The sequence below is a fragment of the Intrasporangium sp. genome (assembly GCF_039812505.1).
Taxonomy (GTDB): Bacteria; Actinomycetota; Actinomycetes; order Actinomycetales; family Dermatophilaceae; genus Intrasporangium_A.
This window is the reverse complement of sequence record NZ_JBDIAQ010000026.1, coordinates 1-18,388: the sequence shown is the minus strand read 5'-3', so window position 1 is coordinate 18,388 and position 18,388 is coordinate 1. Positions and strand designations below refer to the sequence as shown.

Sequence of the window (18,388 nt, the reverse complement as noted above, 5' to 3'; positions counted from 1 at the left end):
GCCACGCCGGCCCCACGACCGCGGTCGAGCTGGCGCTCAAGCAATCGACCGGCATTGGACGACAGCACAACTCATGGTTGCCCCGTCCGGCCGTAGACGAGACATACCGGATCTGGAAGGAGCGTCAATGACTACCATCACCGCCAAGGCCAGCGGATCTCGTCAACACCTGACCGTCCGCGACATCTGCGAAGAGCTCGGCGTCGCCCGCTCGACGTTCTACGACTGGCGAGCCGCCCGCAAGGCGCCACCCTGTATCAAGCTGCCCAACGGCGACCTGCGGATCCGCCGCGCCGACTTCGAGCGCTGGCTCGAGTCGCTGGAGCAGACGACGTAGCCCGCGATGCCGCCGACGAGGCGCACCCACGAAGTGCGCATCTGGAACAGCGCTCCCTACGAAGGAAAGCGCGGCAAGACCTACCGGGTGAGATGGCGAGTCGGCCTCAAGACGCACGGCAAGACCTTCGCCACCAGCAAGGCCGCAGAGTCCTTCCGGGCAGAGCTGATCACCGCTCACCGCAAGGGAGAACCCTTCGGCTTCGACTCCGGCCTGCCACCATCGATGCTGCCCGCAGTCGATGACGTCACGTGGCTTGAGCACGCCTGCGATTTCGTCGACCTCAAGTGGCCCACCGCGTCCCCACGGCACCGGAAAGGCATAGCGGAGGCGCTGGTCAGCGTGACGACCGCCCTGCTCACCTCGGACCGGCGCGCCCCCGACGACAAGAGGTTGCGCCAGGCCCTTCAAGGCTGGGCCTTCAACACCGGGGAACGCGGGGAGCCGATAAGCACCGCCACCCCACCCGAGGACATCGCCGAGGTGATCACCTGGGTCCGAGCGAGATCCGTCCCCATCGGGCACCTCGCCGATCCCCAAGTGAGCCGACGAGCGATGGAGGCGTGCGGCCTCAAGCTCGATGGCAGCCCCGCGGCAGCGGCGACAACCGCACGCAAGCGATCCGCACTGTTCAGCGCACTCGCGTACGCCGTCGAGTTGCGCCGTCTCCCCGCGAACCCGATGGAGTCGATTAGGGTCAAGCGGTCGACCCAGTTCGAGGTCGTGGACCGCCGCGTCGTCGTCAACCCACACCAGGCTCGGGCGCTCCTTGCCGCCGTTCACGAGCTGTACCCCTCGCTCGAAGCCTTCTTCGCGTGCCTCTACTACGCCGGGCTGAGACCTGCCGAAGCTCGACACCTGAGGTTCGATGACCTCTACCTGCCGGAGCAAGGTTGGGGCGAGCTGACCCTCCGAGGGTCAACGCAGGCGGCCGGCTCGGCTTGGTCGGACTCCCACACCGCCGACGAGGACCGCCCTCTCAAACACCGGACCAGCCGCCACGTCAGACAGGTTCCGGCCCACCCTGACCTGGTCGCCACCCTGCGGACGCATCTCGACCAGTTCGAGTGCAGCCCGGACGGGCGGCTCTTCGTCAGCCGCTTCGGCATCATGGGTCGCCCGCTGCCGCGGCCCTTCTCCAAGCCGCTGCCCATGGGGACGGTCTACCGGGTGTGGAAGCAGGCGCGCGAGGCCGCCCTGACGCCGGAGCAGGCCGCCTCACCCCTTGCCCGCCGCCCGTACGATCTCCGACACGCCTGCGTCTCCACCTGGCTGAACGCAGGCGTACCGGCCACCCAGGTGGCCGAGTGGGCGGGCCACAGCGTGCACGTCCTCCTGCGTGTATACGCCAAGTGCGTCTACGGGCAGGAGGAGCAGGCCCGGCAGCGGATCGAGGCAGCCCTCCACCGCGACCCGTGAGAGGGGCTGTGCGGCCCGAAACTTTGTCGCGTATTTGTCGCGAACACCCGTATACAGCCACTCAGAGCCGGAGTCAGCCGGACCCGAGCAGAAGGGCCCCGGACCGACGTTTCCGCTGGTCAGAGGCCCTTCCACGCACGACGTGGCAGGTGAAGGATTCGAACCTTCGTAGCTTTCGCGACGGATTTACAGTCCGCTTCCATTGGCCGCTCGGACAACCTGCCGTGGTGCGTCTGGAAGGATAGCAAGAGATCGGGCGCCGGTTCGAACCTACCCCGGACGACGCGCCGCCCACCCCGCCCAGCCGCACCCGCAAGGAGCCACCATGGCCGACTCGTCCTTCGACATCGTCAGCAAGTTCGACAAGCAGGAGGTCGCCAACGCGGTCAACTCCGCCGCCAAGGAGATCGCCACCCGCTACGACTTCAAGAACGTCGGGGCCTCCGTCGAGCTCTCCGGCGAGTCGATCGCGATGAAGGCCAACACCGAGGAGCGCTGCCTGGCCGTCCTCGACGTCGTCAAGACCCACCTCGTCAAGCGCAAGGTCAGCCTCAAGCACCTCGACGTCCCCGAGAAGCCGCGCGTCTCCGGCAAGGAGTACAAGCTCGACGCCGGGCTCAAGGAGGGCATCTCGCAGGAGAGCGCGAAGAAGATCAACAAGCTGATCCGGGACGAGGGGCCTCGGGGCGTGAAGTCCCAGATCCAGGGCGACGAGCTGCGCGTCACCAGCAAGTCACGCGACGACCTGCAGGCCGTCCAACGCCTCCTCAAGGAGGCCGACCTCGACGTCGCGCTGAACTTCACGAACTACCGCTGACCACCCGCGCCCAGGTGCCGGCGCGCGATGCGCTCGCCGAGCCGCTCGAGAAGGGGCAGCGGGTGCGTGAGGCACCTGTCGAGGTCCGGCTCGACATCCAGCAGCGCGTATGCCGCCGAGATGCCGGCGCATCCGAGCCGCTCGCTCGTGAGCGTGTTGCGTCCGCAGACGGCGACGACCGGGACGCCGCGGTCCCGGGCGGCTGCGGCGACTCCGGCGGGCGCCTTGCCGTGCAGGGTCTGTTCGTCGAGCGAGCCCTCACCGGTGATCACGAGGTCACCCGGGCCGAGGCTCGCGAGCACCTCGTGGAAGCCGACCAGCTCGAGCACGAGGCCGACCCCCGGACGTAGCGTCGCGCCCATGAGGATGCGAGCGGCATACCCCACTCCTCCGGCGGCGCCCGCGCCCGGCGTCTCCCGTTCGTCGCGTCCGGTCGCCTCCGCGACGATGTCGGCCCAGTGGCCCAGGGCCGCGTCGAGCAGCCGCACCTCGGCAGGCGTCGCGCCCTTCTGCGGGCCGTAGACGGCCGCGGCGCCGCGCGCCCCGGTGAGCGGATTGTCGACGTCGCAGGCGAAGGTGAACCGCACGGCTTCGGTACGCCGGCGCAGCGCGGTCAGGTCGACCGTGGCGAGCGCGGACAGCGCGGCACCGCCAGGGCCCAGGTCGCGGCCCCGGCGATCACGCAGTCGCGCACCGAGTGCCTGGAGCATGCCGGCCCCGCCGTCGGTGCTGGCGCTGCCGCCGATGCCGACGACGATCTCGCGGCAGCCCGCGTCGATCGCGGCGGCGATGACCTCCCCCAGGCCGCGGCTGGTGGCATGGAGCGGGTCGGGACGGCCGCCTGGCAGCCGGAGCAGTCCTGCGACGTCGGCCATCTCGATGACCGCGGTGTCACCCCGGCGGGCCCACGCCGTGTCGACGGGTTCGCCAGTGGGCCCGGAGGCGGTGGCCGGGACCGCGGTGAAGCCGGCTGCGACCGCGGCCGCCACCGTGCCGTCTCCGCCGTCCGCGACGGGCAGGATGCGGACCTGTGCGTCGGCCGTCACCCGCCGCAGGCCCGTCGCGACAGCGGAGGCGACCTCAGCGGCGGTCAGCGAGCCCTTGAACTTGTCCGGGGCGATCAGGACGGTCGTCACAGCGGGTCCGCCCCCGCGTGGGTGAAGCCGGCGTCGGTCGCGACGTGCAGTCGTCCCGCCTTGGCGCGGCGCTCGCGATCGAGGGGCACGTGGCCGACCCTAACGCACCCCGCGCACAGGTCGGGCGTAGACGGCCTCAACACCTGCTCCGCTACGGGGAGCAGCGGGCCCACTGCTCCCCGTAGCGGAGCAGGTGTTGAGGGGCCGACGAGGAGTGGTGCCGGCGCAGGCAGCAGGGGCGCTCGGTGAGTCCGGCGAGCCGAGGCGCTCACGCCGGGACCGTGGACTCCTCGGCGCGGCCCCCGTCGACCGGGGGACGCGGGGGCCGGCCGGCCCGGGCGTCGGCCCGTCGGGCCTCGGCGTCCGCCCACATCGACAGCAGCTCGGCCGGCCAGACCTCCTCGCCGGTGCCGGCCGGCTCGGCCCACGTCCACCACCGGTGGTTGACCATCGTGAGCCGCTCCTCCTCGGTGTGGCCGGCATCGCTGACCTCGAAGGCCGGCACCCAGCAGGCGTAGAAGACATCGTGCTGGTCGGTGACCACGTCGGTGTAGCCGTGCACGACGTGGCGTACCAGCGTCGGGCCGAGCAGCGACCCCTCCTCGACGCGGGCCCCGGTCTCCTCCGCGAGCTCGCGCACTGCCGCCTGCGTGTCGCTCTCGCCCGGGTCCACGCCGCCGCCGGGGGTGATCCACCAGCGCCGACCCGGCAGGCCGGGGTCGCTGTCCGAGAAGAGCAGGATGCGCGCCCGGTCGTCGACCAGCAGCACCCGGGCGGTACGGCGCACGCGCCGCGGGCGCTCGGCCGGCGGAACGGTGTGGAAGGTGCGGACGGGCTGCACGGGCTCGGGCTCCACGACCGGCATTCTGCCAACCCCACCTGCATACCCGCCCGGCCGACTGCGCACCGTTCCCGTCACTCGGTCGAGCGGTTGCGTCGGCTGATGGCGTCGACGGTGACCGCGGCCAGCAGCACCAGTGCGGTGACCATCAGCTGGGTCGCCGCGGACAGGTTGATCAGGCCCATCCCGTTGTAGATCGTCGCGACGACCAGCCCGCCGAGCAGGGCGTGGACGATCTTGCCCCGACCGCCGAAGAGGCTCGTGCCGCCGATGACCGCCGCCGCGACGGCGAGCAGCACGTACTGGCCACCGTTGACGTTGTTGGAGATCGAGCCCAGCCGGGCCGCGTAGAAGATCCCGGCGGCACCGGCGGTCAGGCTCGACAGGGCGAACGCGATGATCCTGACCCGGGACAGGTTGATCCCGGCGCGACGGGCGGCCTCGGCGTTGCCGCCGATCGCGTAGACGTACCGGCCGAACCGGGTGCGGCTGAGCAGGAAGGTCCAGCCGAAGACGATGGCCAGCACGATGGGCACGGCCCACGGCACGCCGCTGCCGGCCTCGCACACGACCACGATGACCACCCCGGCGACGGCGATGACCACGATCTTGAGGATGCTGAGCCCGAGCGGCGGGGTGACCAGACCGCCGGCGCGGCGCTGCCGGTCACGCAGCAGCGTGTAGAGCGCATAGGCGATCACCACGACGGCAACCACGACCCAGGCCAGCGCCGTGCTCATACTGCCGTAGGCGATGTTGTTGATCACCTCGTTGTCGACGGACATCGTCCCGCCGCTGCTCGGCCCGGCGAGCCGGTCGATGACGAAGATCAGCACGCCCTGCAGCCCGAGCAGGCCGGCCAGGGTGACGATGAACGAGGGGATCCGCAGCCGGGTGATCAGCAGGCCCCAGATGACCCCGATCACGGTCGCGACGGCCAGCCCGAGCAGCACGCCGACGAACCACGACTGGTGCTCCGGCCCGGTCACCCACACGGTGAACACGGCGCCGATGGCACCGGTGAAACCGAGCGCCAGGTCGATCTCCCCGAGCAGCAGGACGAACACCTCGGCGATGCCGAACAAGACGAACACGGCCGCCTGCACCATCAGGTTGATGATGTTGCCCGCCGACAGGAAGACCGAGTCGGCCACCTGGAAGATGACGATGATGATGACCAGGCCACCGACGACCGGCAGCACACCGCTCTCCCCGGACCTGATCCGGGCCAGCCAGCCCCGGAAGTAGCCGCCCAGCGACCCGGCGGTCAGCTCGGTCGGCACCCGGATGGCGCCGTCCGGTGGCTGGGGGTCGGTGGTTGGGCTGCTGGTCTGCTTCGACGTCGACATCTACTGCTCCCGGTCCGTCTCACCCGTCAGGGTCCCCGTCGTGATCAGCTCGACGGTCGAGCCGACGGTCAGCTGCTCGATCGGGGCGACCCTGGCCAACGACCCGAGGTACATGACCGCGATGCGGTCGGCCACCTGGAAGACGTCGTTGAGGTTGTGCGACACGACCAGCACCGCGATGCCCGACGAGCTGAGCCGTTTGACCAGCTCGAGCACCATCGCGGTCTGGGACACGCCGAGCGCGGCGGTGGGCTCGTCCATGATGACCAGCTGCGCATCCCACATGACCGCGCGGGCCACCGCCACGGCCTGTCGCTGCCCGCCGGACAGCGACGAGACGAGCTGGCGGATCGAGGAGACGGTGGTGACCGACAGCTCGCTGAGCGTCTGGTTGGCCTTCGTCTCCATGTTCGCCTCGTCGAGCACGCCGGAGTGCACCACCTCACGGCCGAGGAACATGTTCTGGACGATGTCGAGGTTGTCGCACAGGGCCAGGTCCTGGTAGACCGTCTCGATCCCGAGTGCCGAGGCGTCCCGGGGGCTGTGGATGTGCACCGGCTCCCCGCGCCAGAGCATCTGCCCGGCGTCGATCGGGTGGATGCCGGCGATGGCCTTGATGAGGGTCGACTTGCCGGCGCCGTTGTCTCCGACCAGGGCGGTGACCTGCCCCGCGGGGAGATCCAGGTCGATCCCGTGCAGGGCCTGGACCGGCCCGAAGCGCTTGCCGACGTCCCGGAGGCTCAGCAGCGGCGACGGGAGCACCGCGGCCCGGCCGGCCGCACCGGCCGGGCGCGCGACTGGCTGCCCGCTCACTACGGCTTGATTCCCGCGGCCGTGCAGGCGGCGGCATACGTCTTGGTGCACAGCTGCGCGGCCGGCACGAACTGGTCGGCGATGACCGTCGAGTTCATGTTGTCGGTGGTGACCCACTCCGGCTTCAGCAGGACCGAGGGCACGCTGACGTTGCTCTTGGTGTCCTGGGTCGTCCCGTTGACCAGGCCGGCCGGCGGGGTGACGCCCGCCCGCAGGTAGATGGCCAGCGCCGCGGCCGCCTGCGCCTCGAGGTAGATCGGCTTGTAGGCCGTGCCGCACTGGTAGCCGGCCAGGATGTTCTGCAGCCCGACCAGGGTGGCGTCCTGCCCGGTGACCGGGAACGTCTTCGGCTTGACCGCGTGGTTCTTCAGGTAGGTGATGATCGGCGCCGCGTTCTCGTCGTTCGGCACGAGCACGGCGTTGGTGTTCGGGTGGGCGGTGAAGGCCTGGGTGAACTCGGTCGCCGCGGTCGGCGGGTCCCACGTGCCGGCCGGCTCGGCGACCTTGGTCCACGTGCCCGCGCTGAACAACGGATCGAGCACCGAGTTGTAGCCCTGGGCGAACAGGGTCGCGTTGTTGTCCGTCGGGTCACCCTTCATGACGATGACGTTGGGCTTGGTCACCCCCCACGCCTTCACGCAGGAGACGAGCCCGTCGCCGATCAGCTTGCCCACCTTGACGTTGTCGAAGCTGATGTAGTACGAGCGCTGCCCGCCCAAGGTCAGCCGGTCGTAGTCGACGACCTGGGCGCCGTGCTCCTTGGCGTAGCTCTCGATCTTGGCGCCGACACCGGAGTTCAGCGGGTCGACGACCAGGACCTTCGCCCCGGCGCTGATCGCCGACTGGGCATCGGTCAGCTGCGTCGCGTCGCTGCCCTGCGCGTTCTGGATGCTGAACTGGTCGGAGGACAGGCCGGCCGTCTGGAAGGCCTTCTGCAGGTAGGGCGCGTCGAACTCGGTGTACCGCGCGGAGGTGACCGTGTCCGGAAGGATGACCTCGATCTTGCCGTTCCCCTTGGCCGCCAGCGGCTTCAGCTTCGCCATGGTCGAGAAGTCCCGTTCGAACGAGGTGACCGAGATCTCGGGCGCCGCGGCCGCACTCGACGTGCCGCCGGCCGGCGACGAGGCACCGGACGATGGTGCCGGGGTCGAGGAGCCGCACGCGGCCACGAGGAGAGCGGTGCTGGCCAGCACCGAGGTGAAGGCGAGTTTCCTGATGATCTGCAAGGGGTCTCCTGACGATCGACGGCAGTCGCCGACCGATGACGTGTCCGGGGGGCGGCCGAGCCGCATGGGACGAGGCGCAACCGCCTCTTCCTCGACGTTACGTCGACATCCGTGAACGCCCCGTTAATGTTCCGGACCGGCTCGTGAACAAGACGTGAACGGGCTCGACAGCCCGGTGCCGACGACCCGGTGCCGACAGCCGGTGTCAGGGTCCGGTCGGCTGCTCGACGAGCCGGTAGCCGGCCCGTGGCTGGGTGACGATGAGGCTGGGCTCCCCGTCGACCTCGAGCTTGGCCCGGAGCCGGCGCACGTAGACGCGCAGGTACTCCGTCTCGGTCTCGTAGCCGGGCCCCCAGACCCGGCGCAGCAGGTGGGCGTGGGACAGCAGCTTGCCGCGGTCGACCACCAGGGCACGCAGCAGCGCGAACTCCGTCGGGGTCAGGTGCACCGCAGCGCCGTCCCGGGTCACCTGCTGCTTGGCGAGGTCGACGACCAACCCGCCCACCCGCACGACCCTGGTGTGGTCCACGGGTGCCGGAGCCGGCCGGGTCCGCCGCAGGGTGGCGGTGATCCGGGCAAGCAGCTCCTCGATCCCGAACGGCTTGGTCAGGTAGTCGTCCGCACCGGCGAGCAGGGCGGCGACCTTGTCCCGCTCCCCGCGGCGCGCGGAGACCACGATGACCCCGACGTGGGAGCGTTCCCGGACCTGCCGGCACAGCTCGATGCCGTCCACGTCCGGCAGCATGAGGTCGAGCAGGACGATGTCGGGGCTGTCGGTGTCGAGCCGGCGCAGGGCCTGCGCACCGTCGGTCGCGACCACCGTCGCGTAGCCGCGCACGGTCAGGTTGGCTCGGATGAGGTCGACGATGTTGGGGTCGTCCTCGACGACCAGCACCGTGGTGAGCGGGCTCTGGTCAGGCATCGGTCACCTCGGCCAGCTCGGCGGCATCGGCCACGAGAGGGTCCCGCTCGACGGGCAGCCGCACCACGAACCGCGTTCCCACCGGGGAAGGTTCGCGCTGCAGCGTGCCGCGGTGGGCCGTGACGATGCCACGGGCGATGGACAGGCCCAGACCCGCCCCGCTCGTCGCCCCGGCAGCCCCGGACCGTACCCGCCGACCCGGCATCCTCGACCCCTCGTCCGGCACGGCGAGTCCGATGCCGTCGTCGCTGACCTCGATCCGGACGGCGTCGGGCCCGTCGGCTACGGCCTCGACCCGGACCCGGGTGCCCGGCGGGTTGTGCCGGACCGCGTTGTCCATGAGGTTGACCACGACCTGCTCGAGCCGGTCGTGGTCGGCCCACACTGGCGGCAGGCCGGCCGCACAGGTGATCTCGACCGCGGCGGCCCGGCTGCCGAGGCACGCCCGGGCGGCGTCGATGACCAGCGGCAGCTCGACCCAGTCGGGACGCAGGCGCAGCATGCCCGACTCGATCGTCGAGAAGTCGAGCAGCCCGTCGACGAGCCGGCGCAGCCGGTCCGACTCGCTGCCGATGCGGTGCAGGAACCGTGACCTGGACGCGGCGTCCCAGTCGACGTCGGGCTGCATCAGGCTCGAGGCGTAGCCACGGATCGCGGTCAGCGGGGTGCGCAGCTCGTGCGAGAGCCTGGCGAGGAACTCGTGCTGCAGCTGCCGGGAGCGCAGCAGCGCGCTCGTCTCGCGCCGGGCCACCTCGGTGCGCTCCCGCTCCAGGGCCAGCAGGATGGAGTGTGCCGCGTCCTCGAACAGGACTCGCTCGTCGGTGCCGGCCCGACGCCCGCGCCACGTCGCGACCAGGGCCACCGCCGGCTCCAGGTCGGTGAGCCGAACCCACAACCGGCTCTCGCCGCCCTCGCCGTCGAGCACGTGCGCCACCCCGGCCGCCTGGTCGGAGCCCAGCGCCGTGTCCGCCAGCCGCCCCAGCGCCGCGTCCGCCAGCGCCGCCGGCGCCGTGTCCATCAGCGCCGCCGGCGCCGTGTCCATCAGCACCGCCGAGGGACCAGTCGGCAACGTATCCGTCGGACGGTCCGGTCCCAGGCAGACGCGGCAGCGCGACCGGCCGGTCCCGTCCCGAACGTAGAGGCCGACCCGCTCGGCCCCGGCCACCGTCCGCAGGGTCTGCACCACGGCGCGCAGACCGTCGTCGAGGGAGTCCGGTCCGGCGAGCACCTGCAGCACGTCCCGGACCGCCTCGAGGAGCCGGTTGCGGGCGGTGAGCTCCCCGAGCAGCCGGTCCCGCTCCACGCTTCCGGCGGCGTAGGCGGCATACAGGTTGACCAGCTCGAGCTCGTCCGGTGCCGGGGCCCCGGCCTGCGGCAGGTAGACGCTGATCACGCCCGACACCCCGTGCGACCCCGCGAACGGCACCGCCCACCAAGCCGCCACGCCCGACTCGGCCAACAGCCGGGTGTGGGCCGTGGGCCGCTCGTGGGCACCGACGTCGGCGTCGACCCCGACGACCCGGCGGGTGACCGCCTGCCGCAGCGGGTCGGGGGCGGTGGCCACCGGCAGCGCGGACCAGGCAGCTGCCAGGCCGGCCGGCAGGTCGACCGAGGCGACCAGCCGCAGCGCGTCGCCCTCGACCAGGTGCAGGGACAGCCACCTGGTCCCGAGGGCCGCCCCGAGGGTGGTCAGGATCAGGTCGAGGCCGGCCGACGGGTCGTCCGAGGTGGGCCGTCCGGCCGTGCTCAGCTGGTTGGTGAGGCTGTGCAGCCGGCCGAGCTGGTAGCGCGGGACCGACGACGGGTCGTGCCCGGCCATCACGGCCAGCACCTCGTCCGGGTGGGTGCGCGCCGGGTCGAGCTGCGCGGCCACCCGCCCGCGCCGCAGCACCACGACCCGGTCCGCGAGCCGCAGCAGCTGCTCGACGTCGTGCGAGGCCACCACGATCGTGCTGCCCTCGTCACGCAGGCGGCCGACCAGCCGCTCCAGGTGGGCCGTCTCGGCTCGGTCGAGCGCGGCGGCGGGCTCGTCGAGCAGCAGCAGCCGCGGTCGCGGCGAGACCGCCCGGGCGATGGCCAGCAGGTGGCGCTGCCCGGTGGTCAGCGTGCCGACCGGGCGGGTCGTGTCCGGGATCGCGATGCCCAGGTCGTCGAGGATGACCCTCGCCCGGGCATGGGCGCGCACGTCGGTCATGAGCAGCCGGCCCTGCTCCCGGCCGAGCATGAGCGCGGCCGCCACGTCGAGGTTGTCGGGCAGCACGAGGTGCTGCCACACGACCCCCACCAGACCGCGCAGGTCGGCGGCGGGGCTCGGCCCGAGCAGGCGTCCGTCCAGCCGGACCTCCCCGCGGGCACCGTCGAGCTCTCCGGACAGGCACCGCAGCAGCGTCGACTTGCCGGCCCCGTTGTCGCCGGCGACACCGATGGTCTCGCCGGGCCGGACGTCGAGGTCGACCCCGTCCAGCGCCACCACCGGCCCGTAGCCGGCCGTCAGCCCGCGGACCTGCAGCAGCGGCGGCCCGGATGCGACCCCCTCGGTCGCGACTGACGCCATACCGTCATTATCGTCCCGGCCAGTAGGCCGCTGGGCCGCCGGGCACGCGCCGGTGCCCTCAGGACTGCTGCACTGTCGATCCGGACTGCTGCACTGTCGATCAGAACTGCTGCACTGTCGATCAGAACTACTGCACGGTCGATCAGGACGCGGGGCCCGGGGCGGTGGCGCCCGACCCGACGGCCTCGCGGACCGCGGCGGCGACCGCGGGCGCCACCACCGGGTCGAAGACCGACGGCACGATGTAGCTGGCGTTCAGCTCGGCCGGTGTCACCGAGTCGGCGATCGCCTTGGCGGCCGCGATCATCACCTCCTGGGTGATCCGGGCCGAGCCGGAGTCGAGCATCCCGCGGAAGAAGCCGGGGAAGGCCAGCACGTTGTTGATCTGGTTCGGGTAGTCGGACCGTCCGGTCGCGACCACCGCGGCGTGCTCACCCGCGGCGAGCGGGTCGACCTCGGGGTCGGGGTTGGCCAGGGCGAAGACGATCGCGTCCTTGCGCATCGTGGCGATGTCGTCGCCGGTCAGCAGGTTGGGCGCGGACACCCCGATGAACACGTCGGCGCCCTTGAGCACCTCGCGCAGGCTGCCCGACTCGTCACCGGAGTTGGTGTGGTCGGCGACCCACTGCCGGTCCGGGTCGGCGTATTTCTCGCTGCGGTGGACCGCCCCCCGGCTCCCGCACGCGACGATCTCGCCGGCTCCCATCGCCAGCAGCAGCGTGATGATCGCGTGCCCGGCGGCGCCGACTCCGCTGACCACGATGCGCAGGTCCTCCATCCGCTTGTCGACCACCCGCAACGCGTTGCGCAGCGCGGCGAGCACCACGATGGCGGTGCCGTGCTGGTCGTCGTGGAAGACCGGGATGTCCAGCTCGTGGCGCAGCCGGCGCTCGATCTCGAAGCACCGCGGTGCGGCGATGTCCTCGAGGTTGACCCCGCCGTAGACCGGGGCGATCGCCTTGACGATCGCGATGATCAGCTCGGTGTCCTGCGTGTCGAGGCAGACCGGCCAGGCATCGACCCCGGCGAACCGCTTGAACAGCGCGGCCTTGCCCTCCATCACCGGCAGCGCCGCGGCCGGACCGATGTTGCCCAGGCCGAGCACCGCCGACCCGTCGGTCACCACGGCGACGGTGTTGCGCTTGATGGTCAGCCGTCGCGCGTCCTCGGGGTTGTCGTGGATGGCCATGCAGACCCGGGCCACGCCGGGGGTGTAGGCCCGGGACAGGTCGTCGCGGTGCTTGAGCGGGACGGTCGGGTTGACCTCGAGCTTGCCGCCCAGGTGCATCAGGAAGGTCCGGTCGCTGGCCTTGCGCACGATCACCCCCGGCACCGCGGCGAGGGCGTCGGTGATCCGGGTCGCGTGCGCGGCGTCGGAGGCGTCGCAGGTGACGTCGACGACCAGCCGGTTGTGGGTCGACTCGACGATGTCCAGGGCGGTCAGCGACCCCTGCGCGCGGCGGACGGCCTCGAGCAGGCCGCCCGTCGAGTTGGCCGAGGACGGCGCCTCGACCCGGACCGTGATGGCATACCCGGGGCTCGGGACTCCCATGACTGGCTCACCTCACCTGTGTTGGACTACGTGTGGTCTGACACCGCGGGCCTCACCCCGCGAGTTCCGGGAACACGGCCACCGCGAGGGGCCACCAGAAGAGCGGTCGGCAGTGGGCGGCGTACTCCCCCGGGCTCATCCACCGTGTCTCACGTATGCCGCTGTCCCCGTCCGAGAGCGCGGGTGCGGTCGCGCGCAGGCGGGTGCGGTAGGCCTGCAGGTACGGCGCGCGCGTGCTGATCGGGCCACCCGGGTGCAGCGGGGTGAACCGCTCGTAGCCGCACGCCACGACGGTGTCGGACGCGACCACCAGGCCGGTCTCCTCCTGCGTCTCGCGGACCGCGGTCACGAGCGGGTCCTCGCCCGGCTCGCGCCCCCCGCCGGGTGAGCCCCACTGCCCGCGCCGGATGCTGTAGACCGCGGCGAAGGACCCGACCGCGTCGCGGACGAACAGCATCGCGCCCATGACGCGGGCCGGGTCGACCGGCTGGTCGGACAGGACCAGGTCGACATGGCCCGGGCCGCCCGGGATCGGGACGCCGAGGCGGCGGGCGACGCCACGGTCGCCCCTGCGCTTGCGCAGCCGCAGACCGGAGGCGTTCAGCCGGCGGGCCAGGTCGAGCCCGTCGGTGGGGCGGGCGCCCGCGGCGACCACCTCGTGCCACCGTGCGTCGGGCACGTCGTAGTGGTCGCCGTCGAAGGCGCGGACGGGCAGCTCCGCGCGGCGGGCCAGCTCGTGCAGCTCCTCGTAGGACGAGTCGCTGATCAGATGGGCGAAGTGGCGACCGTGGGCGGGCCAGCTCGGCTGGTCGATCCACACGGTCATGCAACTCATGCTAGTGCTCGACCGAAGCCCCTGTGGATAACGGCAACACGCCTCAACCGAACGCAAATATGGTTGAACCACAAGCCAGGCGGTTCGCCGGGCCGAACGTCAGGAGTCAACCAGCATGTCCCGATCCGTCATCGACACCGAACGCATCGCCGCGGCGGCCGCCGACATCCGCCGCCTCGCCGACACGATCCAGTCCTCCGTGAGCGAGCTGCGCGGCCGGCTCGGCGCCCTCGACGGGGCGTGGGAGGGTCCGGCCCGGGCCGAGTTCGCCCGCGTCATGCACGACTACCAGGGCCTGCAGGCCCGGGTCAACGAGACGCTCGGCGACATCGGCAACCTCACCTCGAAGGCCTCGGCCGCCTACCTGCAGCACGAGGACGCCACCCGGGCCCTGTTCGCCCGCTGACCCTGGTCAACCTCTGGACCTGGTCAGCCGCAGACCCCCGGTCGCCCGAGCCCCCAGGCCGGCCGGGAACCCCGAGGGGCGGCTCATACCCCTCCCCGTGAGCCGTCCCTCGGCCTGCCCGGCGGGTCCGTTGTCCGCGGGCCCGGACCGCGGCGATCGGCCAACACACCGGAAGCGGCCAAACACACCGAGAACCGGCCAACATCTATGGTTGCAACCGTCGATGTTGGCCGGTTCTCGGTGTGTTGTCATCTCATGAGGGGCAAGCTCGGCGCAAGCTCGGCCCCACCCCTCACGGCGGCTGGCTCAGAAGCCCATGCCGCCCATGCCGCCCATGTCGTCGCCGCCCGGCATCGCCGGAGCGGCCTTCTCGGGCTTGTCGGCGATGACGGCCTCGGTGGTCAGGAACAGCGCGGCGATCGACGCGGCGTTCTGCAGCGCCGAGCGGGTCACCTTGACCGGGTCGATGATGCCGGCGGCCAGCAGGTCGCAGTACTCGCCGGTGGCCGCGTTCAGACCGTGCGTCGCGTCGAGACCGCGCACCTTCTCGGCCACCACGCCGCCCTCGAGGCCCGCGTTGATCGCGATCTGCTTGAGCGGGGCCTCCAGCGCAACGCGCACGATGTTGGCACCGGTCGCCTCGTCGTCGTCGAGCTCGAGCTTCTCCAGGACCTTCGCGGCCTGGATCAGCGCCACGCCGCCACCGGCGACGATGCCCTCCTCGACGGCCGCCTTCGCGTTGCGCACGGCGTCCTCGATGCGGTGCTTGCGCTCCTTGAGCTCGACCTCGGTGGCCGCGCCGACCTTGATGACGGCCACGCCGCCGGCCAGCTTGGCGAGGCGCTCCTGCAGCTTCTCGCGGTCGTAGTCGGAGTCGGAGTTCTCGATCTCGGCCTTGATCTGGTTGATCCGGCCCTCGATCGCGGAGCGGTCCTGCACGTCCTCGACGATGGTCGTCTCGTCCTTGGTCACCGAGACCTTGCGGGCCTTGCCGAGCAGGTCGAGGGTGGCGTTCTCGAGCTTGAGGCCGACCTCCTCGGAGATGACCTGCCCGCCGGTGAGGATCGCGATGTCGCCGAGCATGGCCTTGCGCCGGTCGCCGAAGCCCGGGGCCTTGACCGCGACGGACTTGAAGATGCCGCGGATCTTGTTGACCACCAAGGTCGCCAGGGCCTCGCCCTCGACGTCCTCGGCGACGATCAGCAGGGGCTTGCCGGACTGCATGACCTTCTCGAGCAGCGGCAGCAGGTCCTTGATGTTGCCGATCTTGGAGTTGGCGACCAGGACGTACGCGTCGTCCAGGACGGTCTCCATGCGCTCGGTGTCGGTGACGAAGTAGGCCGAGATGTAGCCCTTGTCGAAGCGCATGCCCTCGGTCATCTCCAGCTCGAGGCCCATGGTGTTGGAGTCCTCGACGGTGATGACGCCTTCCTTGCCGACCTTGTCCATCGCCTCGGCGATCAGCTCGCCGATCTCCTCGTCGGCCGCCGAGATGCTCGCGGTCGAGGCGATCTGCTCCTTGGTCTCGACCTCCTTGGCCGAGTCGAGCAGTGCGGTCGAGACGGCGTCGACGGCCTTCTCGATGCCGCGCTTGAGCGCCATCGGGTTGGCCCCGGCGGCGACGTTGCGCAGGCCCTCCTTGACCATGGCCTGGGCGAGGACGGTGGCCGTCGTCGTGCCGTCACCGGCGACGTCGTCGGTCTTCTTGGCAACTTCCTTGACGAGCTCGGCGCCGATCTTCTCGTACGGGTCCTCGAGCTCGATCTCCTTGGCGATCGAGACGCCGTCGTTGGTGATCGTGGGCGCGCCCCACTTCTTCTCCAGCACGACGTTGCGGCCCTTCGGGCCGAGGGTGACGCGGACGGCGTCGGCAAGGGTGTTCATGCCGCGCTCGAGGCCGCGTCGCGCCTCTTCGTCAAACGCAATGGTCTTGGCCATTCGGTGGTTCCTCCACGCGAATCGATAGGTGGGTGGTCCGCGTGTCGCCCGCGACGGCCGGAGCAGACCCTCGCAGCTCACGTCGCTACGAGCGCCGACCCCTCGGCACACGGCCCGGTTCTGTCACTCCCATGACGAGAGTGCCAAGCGCCATTATTGGCACTCTCACCCCGAGAGTGCAAACGGTCGGGGACTCCCCCACTCCCCGAACGCTCTCTTCGCGGGTGAACGGGTCGGTGCACCGTCCAGTTCGCTCACCAGCGGCCGGTTCGGCCGAAGGTTGCCCGGGGCAGCTGCGCTGTCGAGCCGGCTGCGCTGTCGAGCCGACCGAGCGGCATTCGGGCGTCGTATGCCGCTCGGTCGGTGCCCGGGAGGCGCCCCCTCCCGGTGTGGCTGACTCGGCCGGCGCGGCCAGAGGCGGTGCGTCAGGCATGGTCGGTGCACCTCTTGTCGACTGGAGCGTGCCCCCCCGGCCGGCCACGCCGATGGCGGTGACTCGACAACGACGCAAGGCCGTCCCGCAGCCCGCGACGCCGGCGTGTCATGGTCCGCCATCGGCGGCATGCTCGGAACCTCCGGCGAGGCCGTCCGCAAACTCTACGGCCGACCGGGAACCAAGTCCGCCTGACTCACTGCACCGATCGAGGGACGGTCGGCCGCGCACCCTCTCGACGCCTCCTGAGACCACCGAGGCATCGACCGGGTCGATACCGACCCGAACGGACCCGTGCCGACCGAACCGACTGCGACACCGACCGGCCCGGCCCCGAACGGTCCGTTCGAGGGTGAGCCGGCCGGTGGGTGGTCACGCCAGCGCGGCACGCAGGCGAGCGGCATACGACGCCGCCTCGGCTGCGTCCGCGTAGGTGGTGCGCGGCCAGAAGAACCCGCGCAGCCCGTCGCCCTTGGTGCGCGGCACGACGTGGACGTGCAGGTGCGGCACCGACTGGCTCACGACCGTGTTGATCGCGGTGAAGGCCCCCTGCGCGCCGAGCCCGCCCATGACGGCCCGCACGACGCGCTGGCTGACGGTCACCAGCCCGGCGTGCAGGTCCGCGGGCAGGTCGAGCAGGGTCTGCACGTGCCGGCGCGGCACCACCAGGGTGTGGCCCTTGAAGACCGGGCGCTTGTCGAGGAAGGCGAGGTAGTCCGGCTCGTCGAGCACCACCTCGGCACTCGTCTCGCCCGCGACGATGGAGCAGAAGGCGCAGTTCACACCCGCCACCCTGCCACGCCACTACGGTGGGACCCGTGGACGCCGGGCGGTTCGTCGAGGTCGCCGACCGGGTCTGGCACGCCCGCTTCCCCCAGTGGGACGTCGGGGTCGGGCTGGTGCCGGGCCGCGACGGCGCCGTGCTCGTCGACACGCGGGCCAGCGGGGTGCAGGGCGGCGCGGTCGTCGCGGCGGTGCGCGCGCAGTTCCCGGGCGTGCGGGTCCGGCACGTGGTCAACACCCACGTGCACTTCGACCACACCTTCGGCAACATCGCCTTCGCCGGCGCGACGATCCACGCGCACGACCGCGTCGCGGCCACGCTCGACGGCGAGGCACGGCGCATCCGCGCGGCCATCGCCGCGGACTGCAGCGACTGCCCCGAGTACGGCTACACCGTCGCGGACCTCGACGAGGTGGCGCAGACCCGGCTGCGACCGCCGGACTGCACGTTCGGCTCGAGCGCGACGATCGACCTCGGGGACCGCGTGGTGACCCTGCTGCACACCGGGCGGGGGCACACCGACGGCGACATCGCGGTGCAGGTGCCGGACGCGGACGTGGTGTTCCTGGGCGACCTCGTCGAGCAGTCGGCCCACCCGTCGCTGGGGCCGGACTGCTGGCCGCTCGAGTGGCCCGACACGCTCGGCTCGCAGCTGAACTGGGTCGGCCCGGACACGGTGGTCGTGCCCGGCCACGGCCGGCCCGTGGACGAGCAGTTCGTGTGCCGCCAACAGGGCGAGCTGGCGACGGTCGCCGCGGTGCTGCGCGAGCGCCGCCTCGCCGGTATGCCGCTCGCCGACGCCGCGCGCGAGCCGGACCACCGGCTGCCCTATCCGCTCGCGGACCTCGCCGACGCGGTCGCGTGCGTGTGGGCACAGCTCGAGCCTTCATGACTGCACTGTCGATACGGATTCGTGCACTGTCGATCAGGATTGCTGCACTCTCGATGGGGAAAGCTGCACTGTCGATCAGGATTGCTGCACTGTCGATCGGGTGAGGGCCGACGGGAACGCGGCGCGCCAGGACC

16 protein-coding genes and 1 tRNA gene are annotated in these 18,388 nt (G+C 71.4%); 5 read left to right on the top strand and 12 right to left on the bottom strand.

Going from position 1 to position 18,388, the window contains the following annotated elements:
- The first annotated feature begins 127 nt into the window (after positions 1 to 127).
- Positions 128 to 337 (top strand): helix-turn-helix domain-containing protein, encoded by a 210-nt coding sequence (locus WMI84_RS05770; RefSeq protein ID WP_347351220.1) that lies wholly within the window; start codon positions 128 to 130, stop codon positions 335 to 337.
- 6 nt (positions 338 to 343) lie between these two features.
- Positions 344 to 1,756 (top strand): tyrosine-type recombinase/integrase, encoded by a 1,413-nt coding sequence (locus WMI84_RS05765; RefSeq protein WP_347351218.1) that lies wholly within the window; start codon positions 344 to 346, stop codon positions 1,754 to 1,756.
- Between the two features lie 143 nt (positions 1,757 to 1,899).
- Here WMI84_RS05765 and WMI84_RS05760 read toward each other — a convergent pair.
- Positions 1,900 to 1,980: transfer RNA gene (locus tag WMI84_RS05760), tRNA-Tyr, on the bottom strand.
- A 101-nt stretch (positions 1,981 to 2,081) separates the two neighbouring features.
- On the opposite strand from WMI84_RS05760, the gene WMI84_RS05755 reads away from it, so the two are divergent.
- Positions 2,082 to 2,573 (top strand): YajQ family cyclic di-GMP-binding protein, encoded by a 492-nt coding sequence (locus WMI84_RS05755; protein ID WP_347351216.1) that lies wholly within the window; start codon positions 2,082 to 2,084, stop codon positions 2,571 to 2,573.
- Here the strand turns inward: WMI84_RS05755 and WMI84_RS05750 are convergent.
- The 9 genes from WMI84_RS05750 to WMI84_RS05710 all read right to left on the bottom strand — a co-directional run bounded on the left by WMI84_RS05750 (position 2,564) and on the right by WMI84_RS05710 (position 13,792).
- The gene (locus tag WMI84_RS05750; RefSeq protein ID WP_347351215.1) at positions 2,564 to 3,709 is read right to left on the bottom strand and encodes a glycerate kinase; all 1,146 of its coding nucleotides are present in this window, start codon (positions 3,707 to 3,709) and stop codon (positions 2,564 to 2,566) included. The genes WMI84_RS05755 and WMI84_RS05750 overlap by 10 nt on opposite strands.
- A gap of 268 nt (positions 3,710 to 3,977) precedes the next feature.
- Positions 3,978 to 4,565, bottom strand: coding sequence for an NUDIX domain-containing protein (locus tag WMI84_RS05745; protein WP_347351213.1), 588 nt, complete (start codon positions 4,563 to 4,565; stop codon positions 3,978 to 3,980).
- 59 nt (positions 4,566 to 4,624) lie between these two features.
- Positions 4,625 to 5,899, bottom strand: coding sequence for an ABC transporter permease (locus tag WMI84_RS05740; protein WP_347351212.1), 1,275 nt, complete (start codon positions 5,897 to 5,899; stop codon positions 4,625 to 4,627).
- Positions 5,900 to 6,712: an ATP-binding cassette domain-containing protein gene (locus WMI84_RS05735; RefSeq protein WP_347351210.1), complete on the bottom strand. Its 813-nt coding sequence runs from the start codon at positions 6,710 to 6,712 to the stop codon at positions 5,900 to 5,902.
- On the bottom strand, positions 6,712 to 7,938 hold the full coding sequence (locus WMI84_RS05730) for a substrate-binding domain-containing protein (protein WP_347351209.1): 1,227 nt from the start codon (positions 7,936 to 7,938) through the stop codon (positions 6,712 to 6,714). Before WMI84_RS05730 ends, WMI84_RS05735 begins: the two co-directional genes overlap by 1 nt.
- Positions 7,939 to 8,143: 205 nt before the next feature.
- Positions 8,144 to 8,860, bottom strand: coding sequence for a response regulator transcription factor (locus WMI84_RS05725; protein WP_347351207.1), 717 nt, complete (start codon positions 8,858 to 8,860; stop codon positions 8,144 to 8,146).
- Positions 8,853 to 11,414: an ATP-binding cassette domain-containing protein gene (locus WMI84_RS05720; protein WP_347351205.1), complete on the bottom strand. Its 2,562-nt coding sequence runs from the start codon at positions 11,412 to 11,414 to the stop codon at positions 8,853 to 8,855. The genes WMI84_RS05725 and WMI84_RS05720 overlap by 8 nt, the downstream gene beginning before the upstream one ends.
- A 142-nt stretch (positions 11,415 to 11,556) precedes the next feature.
- Entirely contained in the window at positions 11,557 to 12,966 is a 1,410-nt protein-coding gene (locus WMI84_RS05715) for an NAD-dependent malic enzyme (RefSeq protein ID WP_347351204.1), read from the bottom strand.
- A 52-nt stretch (positions 12,967 to 13,018) separates the two neighbouring features.
- Positions 13,019 to 13,792: a DUF4031 domain-containing protein gene (locus tag WMI84_RS05710; RefSeq protein ID WP_347351202.1), complete on the bottom strand. Its 774-nt coding sequence runs from the start codon at positions 13,790 to 13,792 to the stop codon at positions 13,019 to 13,021.
- A gap of 124 nt (positions 13,793 to 13,916) precedes the next feature.
- On the opposite strand from WMI84_RS05710, the gene WMI84_RS05705 reads away from it, so the two are divergent.
- On the top strand, positions 13,917 to 14,207 hold the full coding sequence (locus tag WMI84_RS05705) for a WXG100 family type VII secretion target (protein ID WP_347351200.1): 291 nt from the start codon (positions 13,917 to 13,919) through the stop codon (positions 14,205 to 14,207).
- Between the two features lie 306 nt (positions 14,208 to 14,513).
- Here WMI84_RS05705 and groL read toward each other — a convergent pair whose 3' ends face one another.
- Together groL and WMI84_RS05695 are read right to left on the bottom strand one after the other, a co-directional pair.
- Positions 14,514 to 16,145: a chaperonin GroEL gene (groL, locus tag WMI84_RS05700; RefSeq protein WP_347351198.1), complete on the bottom strand. Its 1,632-nt coding sequence runs from the start codon at positions 16,143 to 16,145 to the stop codon at positions 14,514 to 14,516.
- A gap of 805 nt (positions 16,146 to 16,950) precedes the next feature.
- Positions 16,951 to 17,361, bottom strand: a complete 411-nt coding sequence (locus WMI84_RS05695) for an HIT family protein (protein ID WP_347351196.1) — start codon at positions 17,359 to 17,361, stop codon at positions 16,951 to 16,953.
- A gap of 35 nt (positions 17,362 to 17,396) precedes the next feature.
- On the opposite strand from WMI84_RS05695, the gene WMI84_RS05690 reads away from it, so the two are divergent.
- The gene (locus WMI84_RS05690) at positions 17,397 to 18,254 is read left to right on the top strand and encodes an MBL fold metallo-hydrolase (protein ID WP_347351195.1); all 858 of its coding nucleotides are present in this window, start codon (positions 17,397 to 17,399) and stop codon (positions 18,252 to 18,254) included.
- Positions 18,255 to 18,388 lie beyond the last annotated feature (134 nt).

Bases quoted from the DNA above. Each gene is read 5' to 3' on its own strand.
- WMI84_RS05770 (WP_347351220.1), top strand. From the start codon at position 128: ATGACTACCATCACCGCCAAGGCCAGCGGATCTCGTCAACACCTGACC.
- WMI84_RS05765 (WP_347351218.1), top strand. From the start codon at position 344: ATGCCGCCGACGAGGCGCACCCACGAAGTGCGCATCTGGAACAGCGCT.
- WMI84_RS05755 (WP_347351216.1), top strand. From the start codon at position 2,082: ATGGCCGACTCGTCCTTCGACATCGTCAGCAAGTTCGACAAGCAGGAG.
- WMI84_RS05740 (WP_347351212.1), bottom strand. From the start codon at position 5,899: ATGTCGACGTCGAAGCAGACCAGCAGCCCAACCACCGACCCCCAGCCA.
- WMI84_RS05725 (WP_347351207.1), bottom strand. From the start codon at position 8,860: ATGCCTGACCAGAGCCCGCTCACCACGGTGCTGGTCGTCGAGGACGAC.
- WMI84_RS05720 (WP_347351205.1), bottom strand. From the start codon at position 11,414: ATGGCGTCAGTCGCGACCGAGGGGGTCGCATCCGGGCCGCCGCTGCTG.
- WMI84_RS05715 (WP_347351204.1), bottom strand. From the start codon at position 12,966: ATGGGAGTCCCGAGCCCCGGGTATGCCATCACGGTCCGGGTCGAGGCG.
- WMI84_RS05710 (WP_347351202.1), bottom strand. From the start codon at position 13,792: ATGACCGTGTGGATCGACCAGCCGAGCTGGCCCGCCCACGGTCGCCAC.
- WMI84_RS05705 (WP_347351200.1), top strand. From the start codon at position 13,917: ATGTCCCGATCCGTCATCGACACCGAACGCATCGCCGCGGCGGCCGCC.
- groL (WP_347351198.1), bottom strand. From the start codon at position 16,145: ATGGCCAAGACCATTGCGTTTGACGAAGAGGCGCGACGCGGCCTCGAG.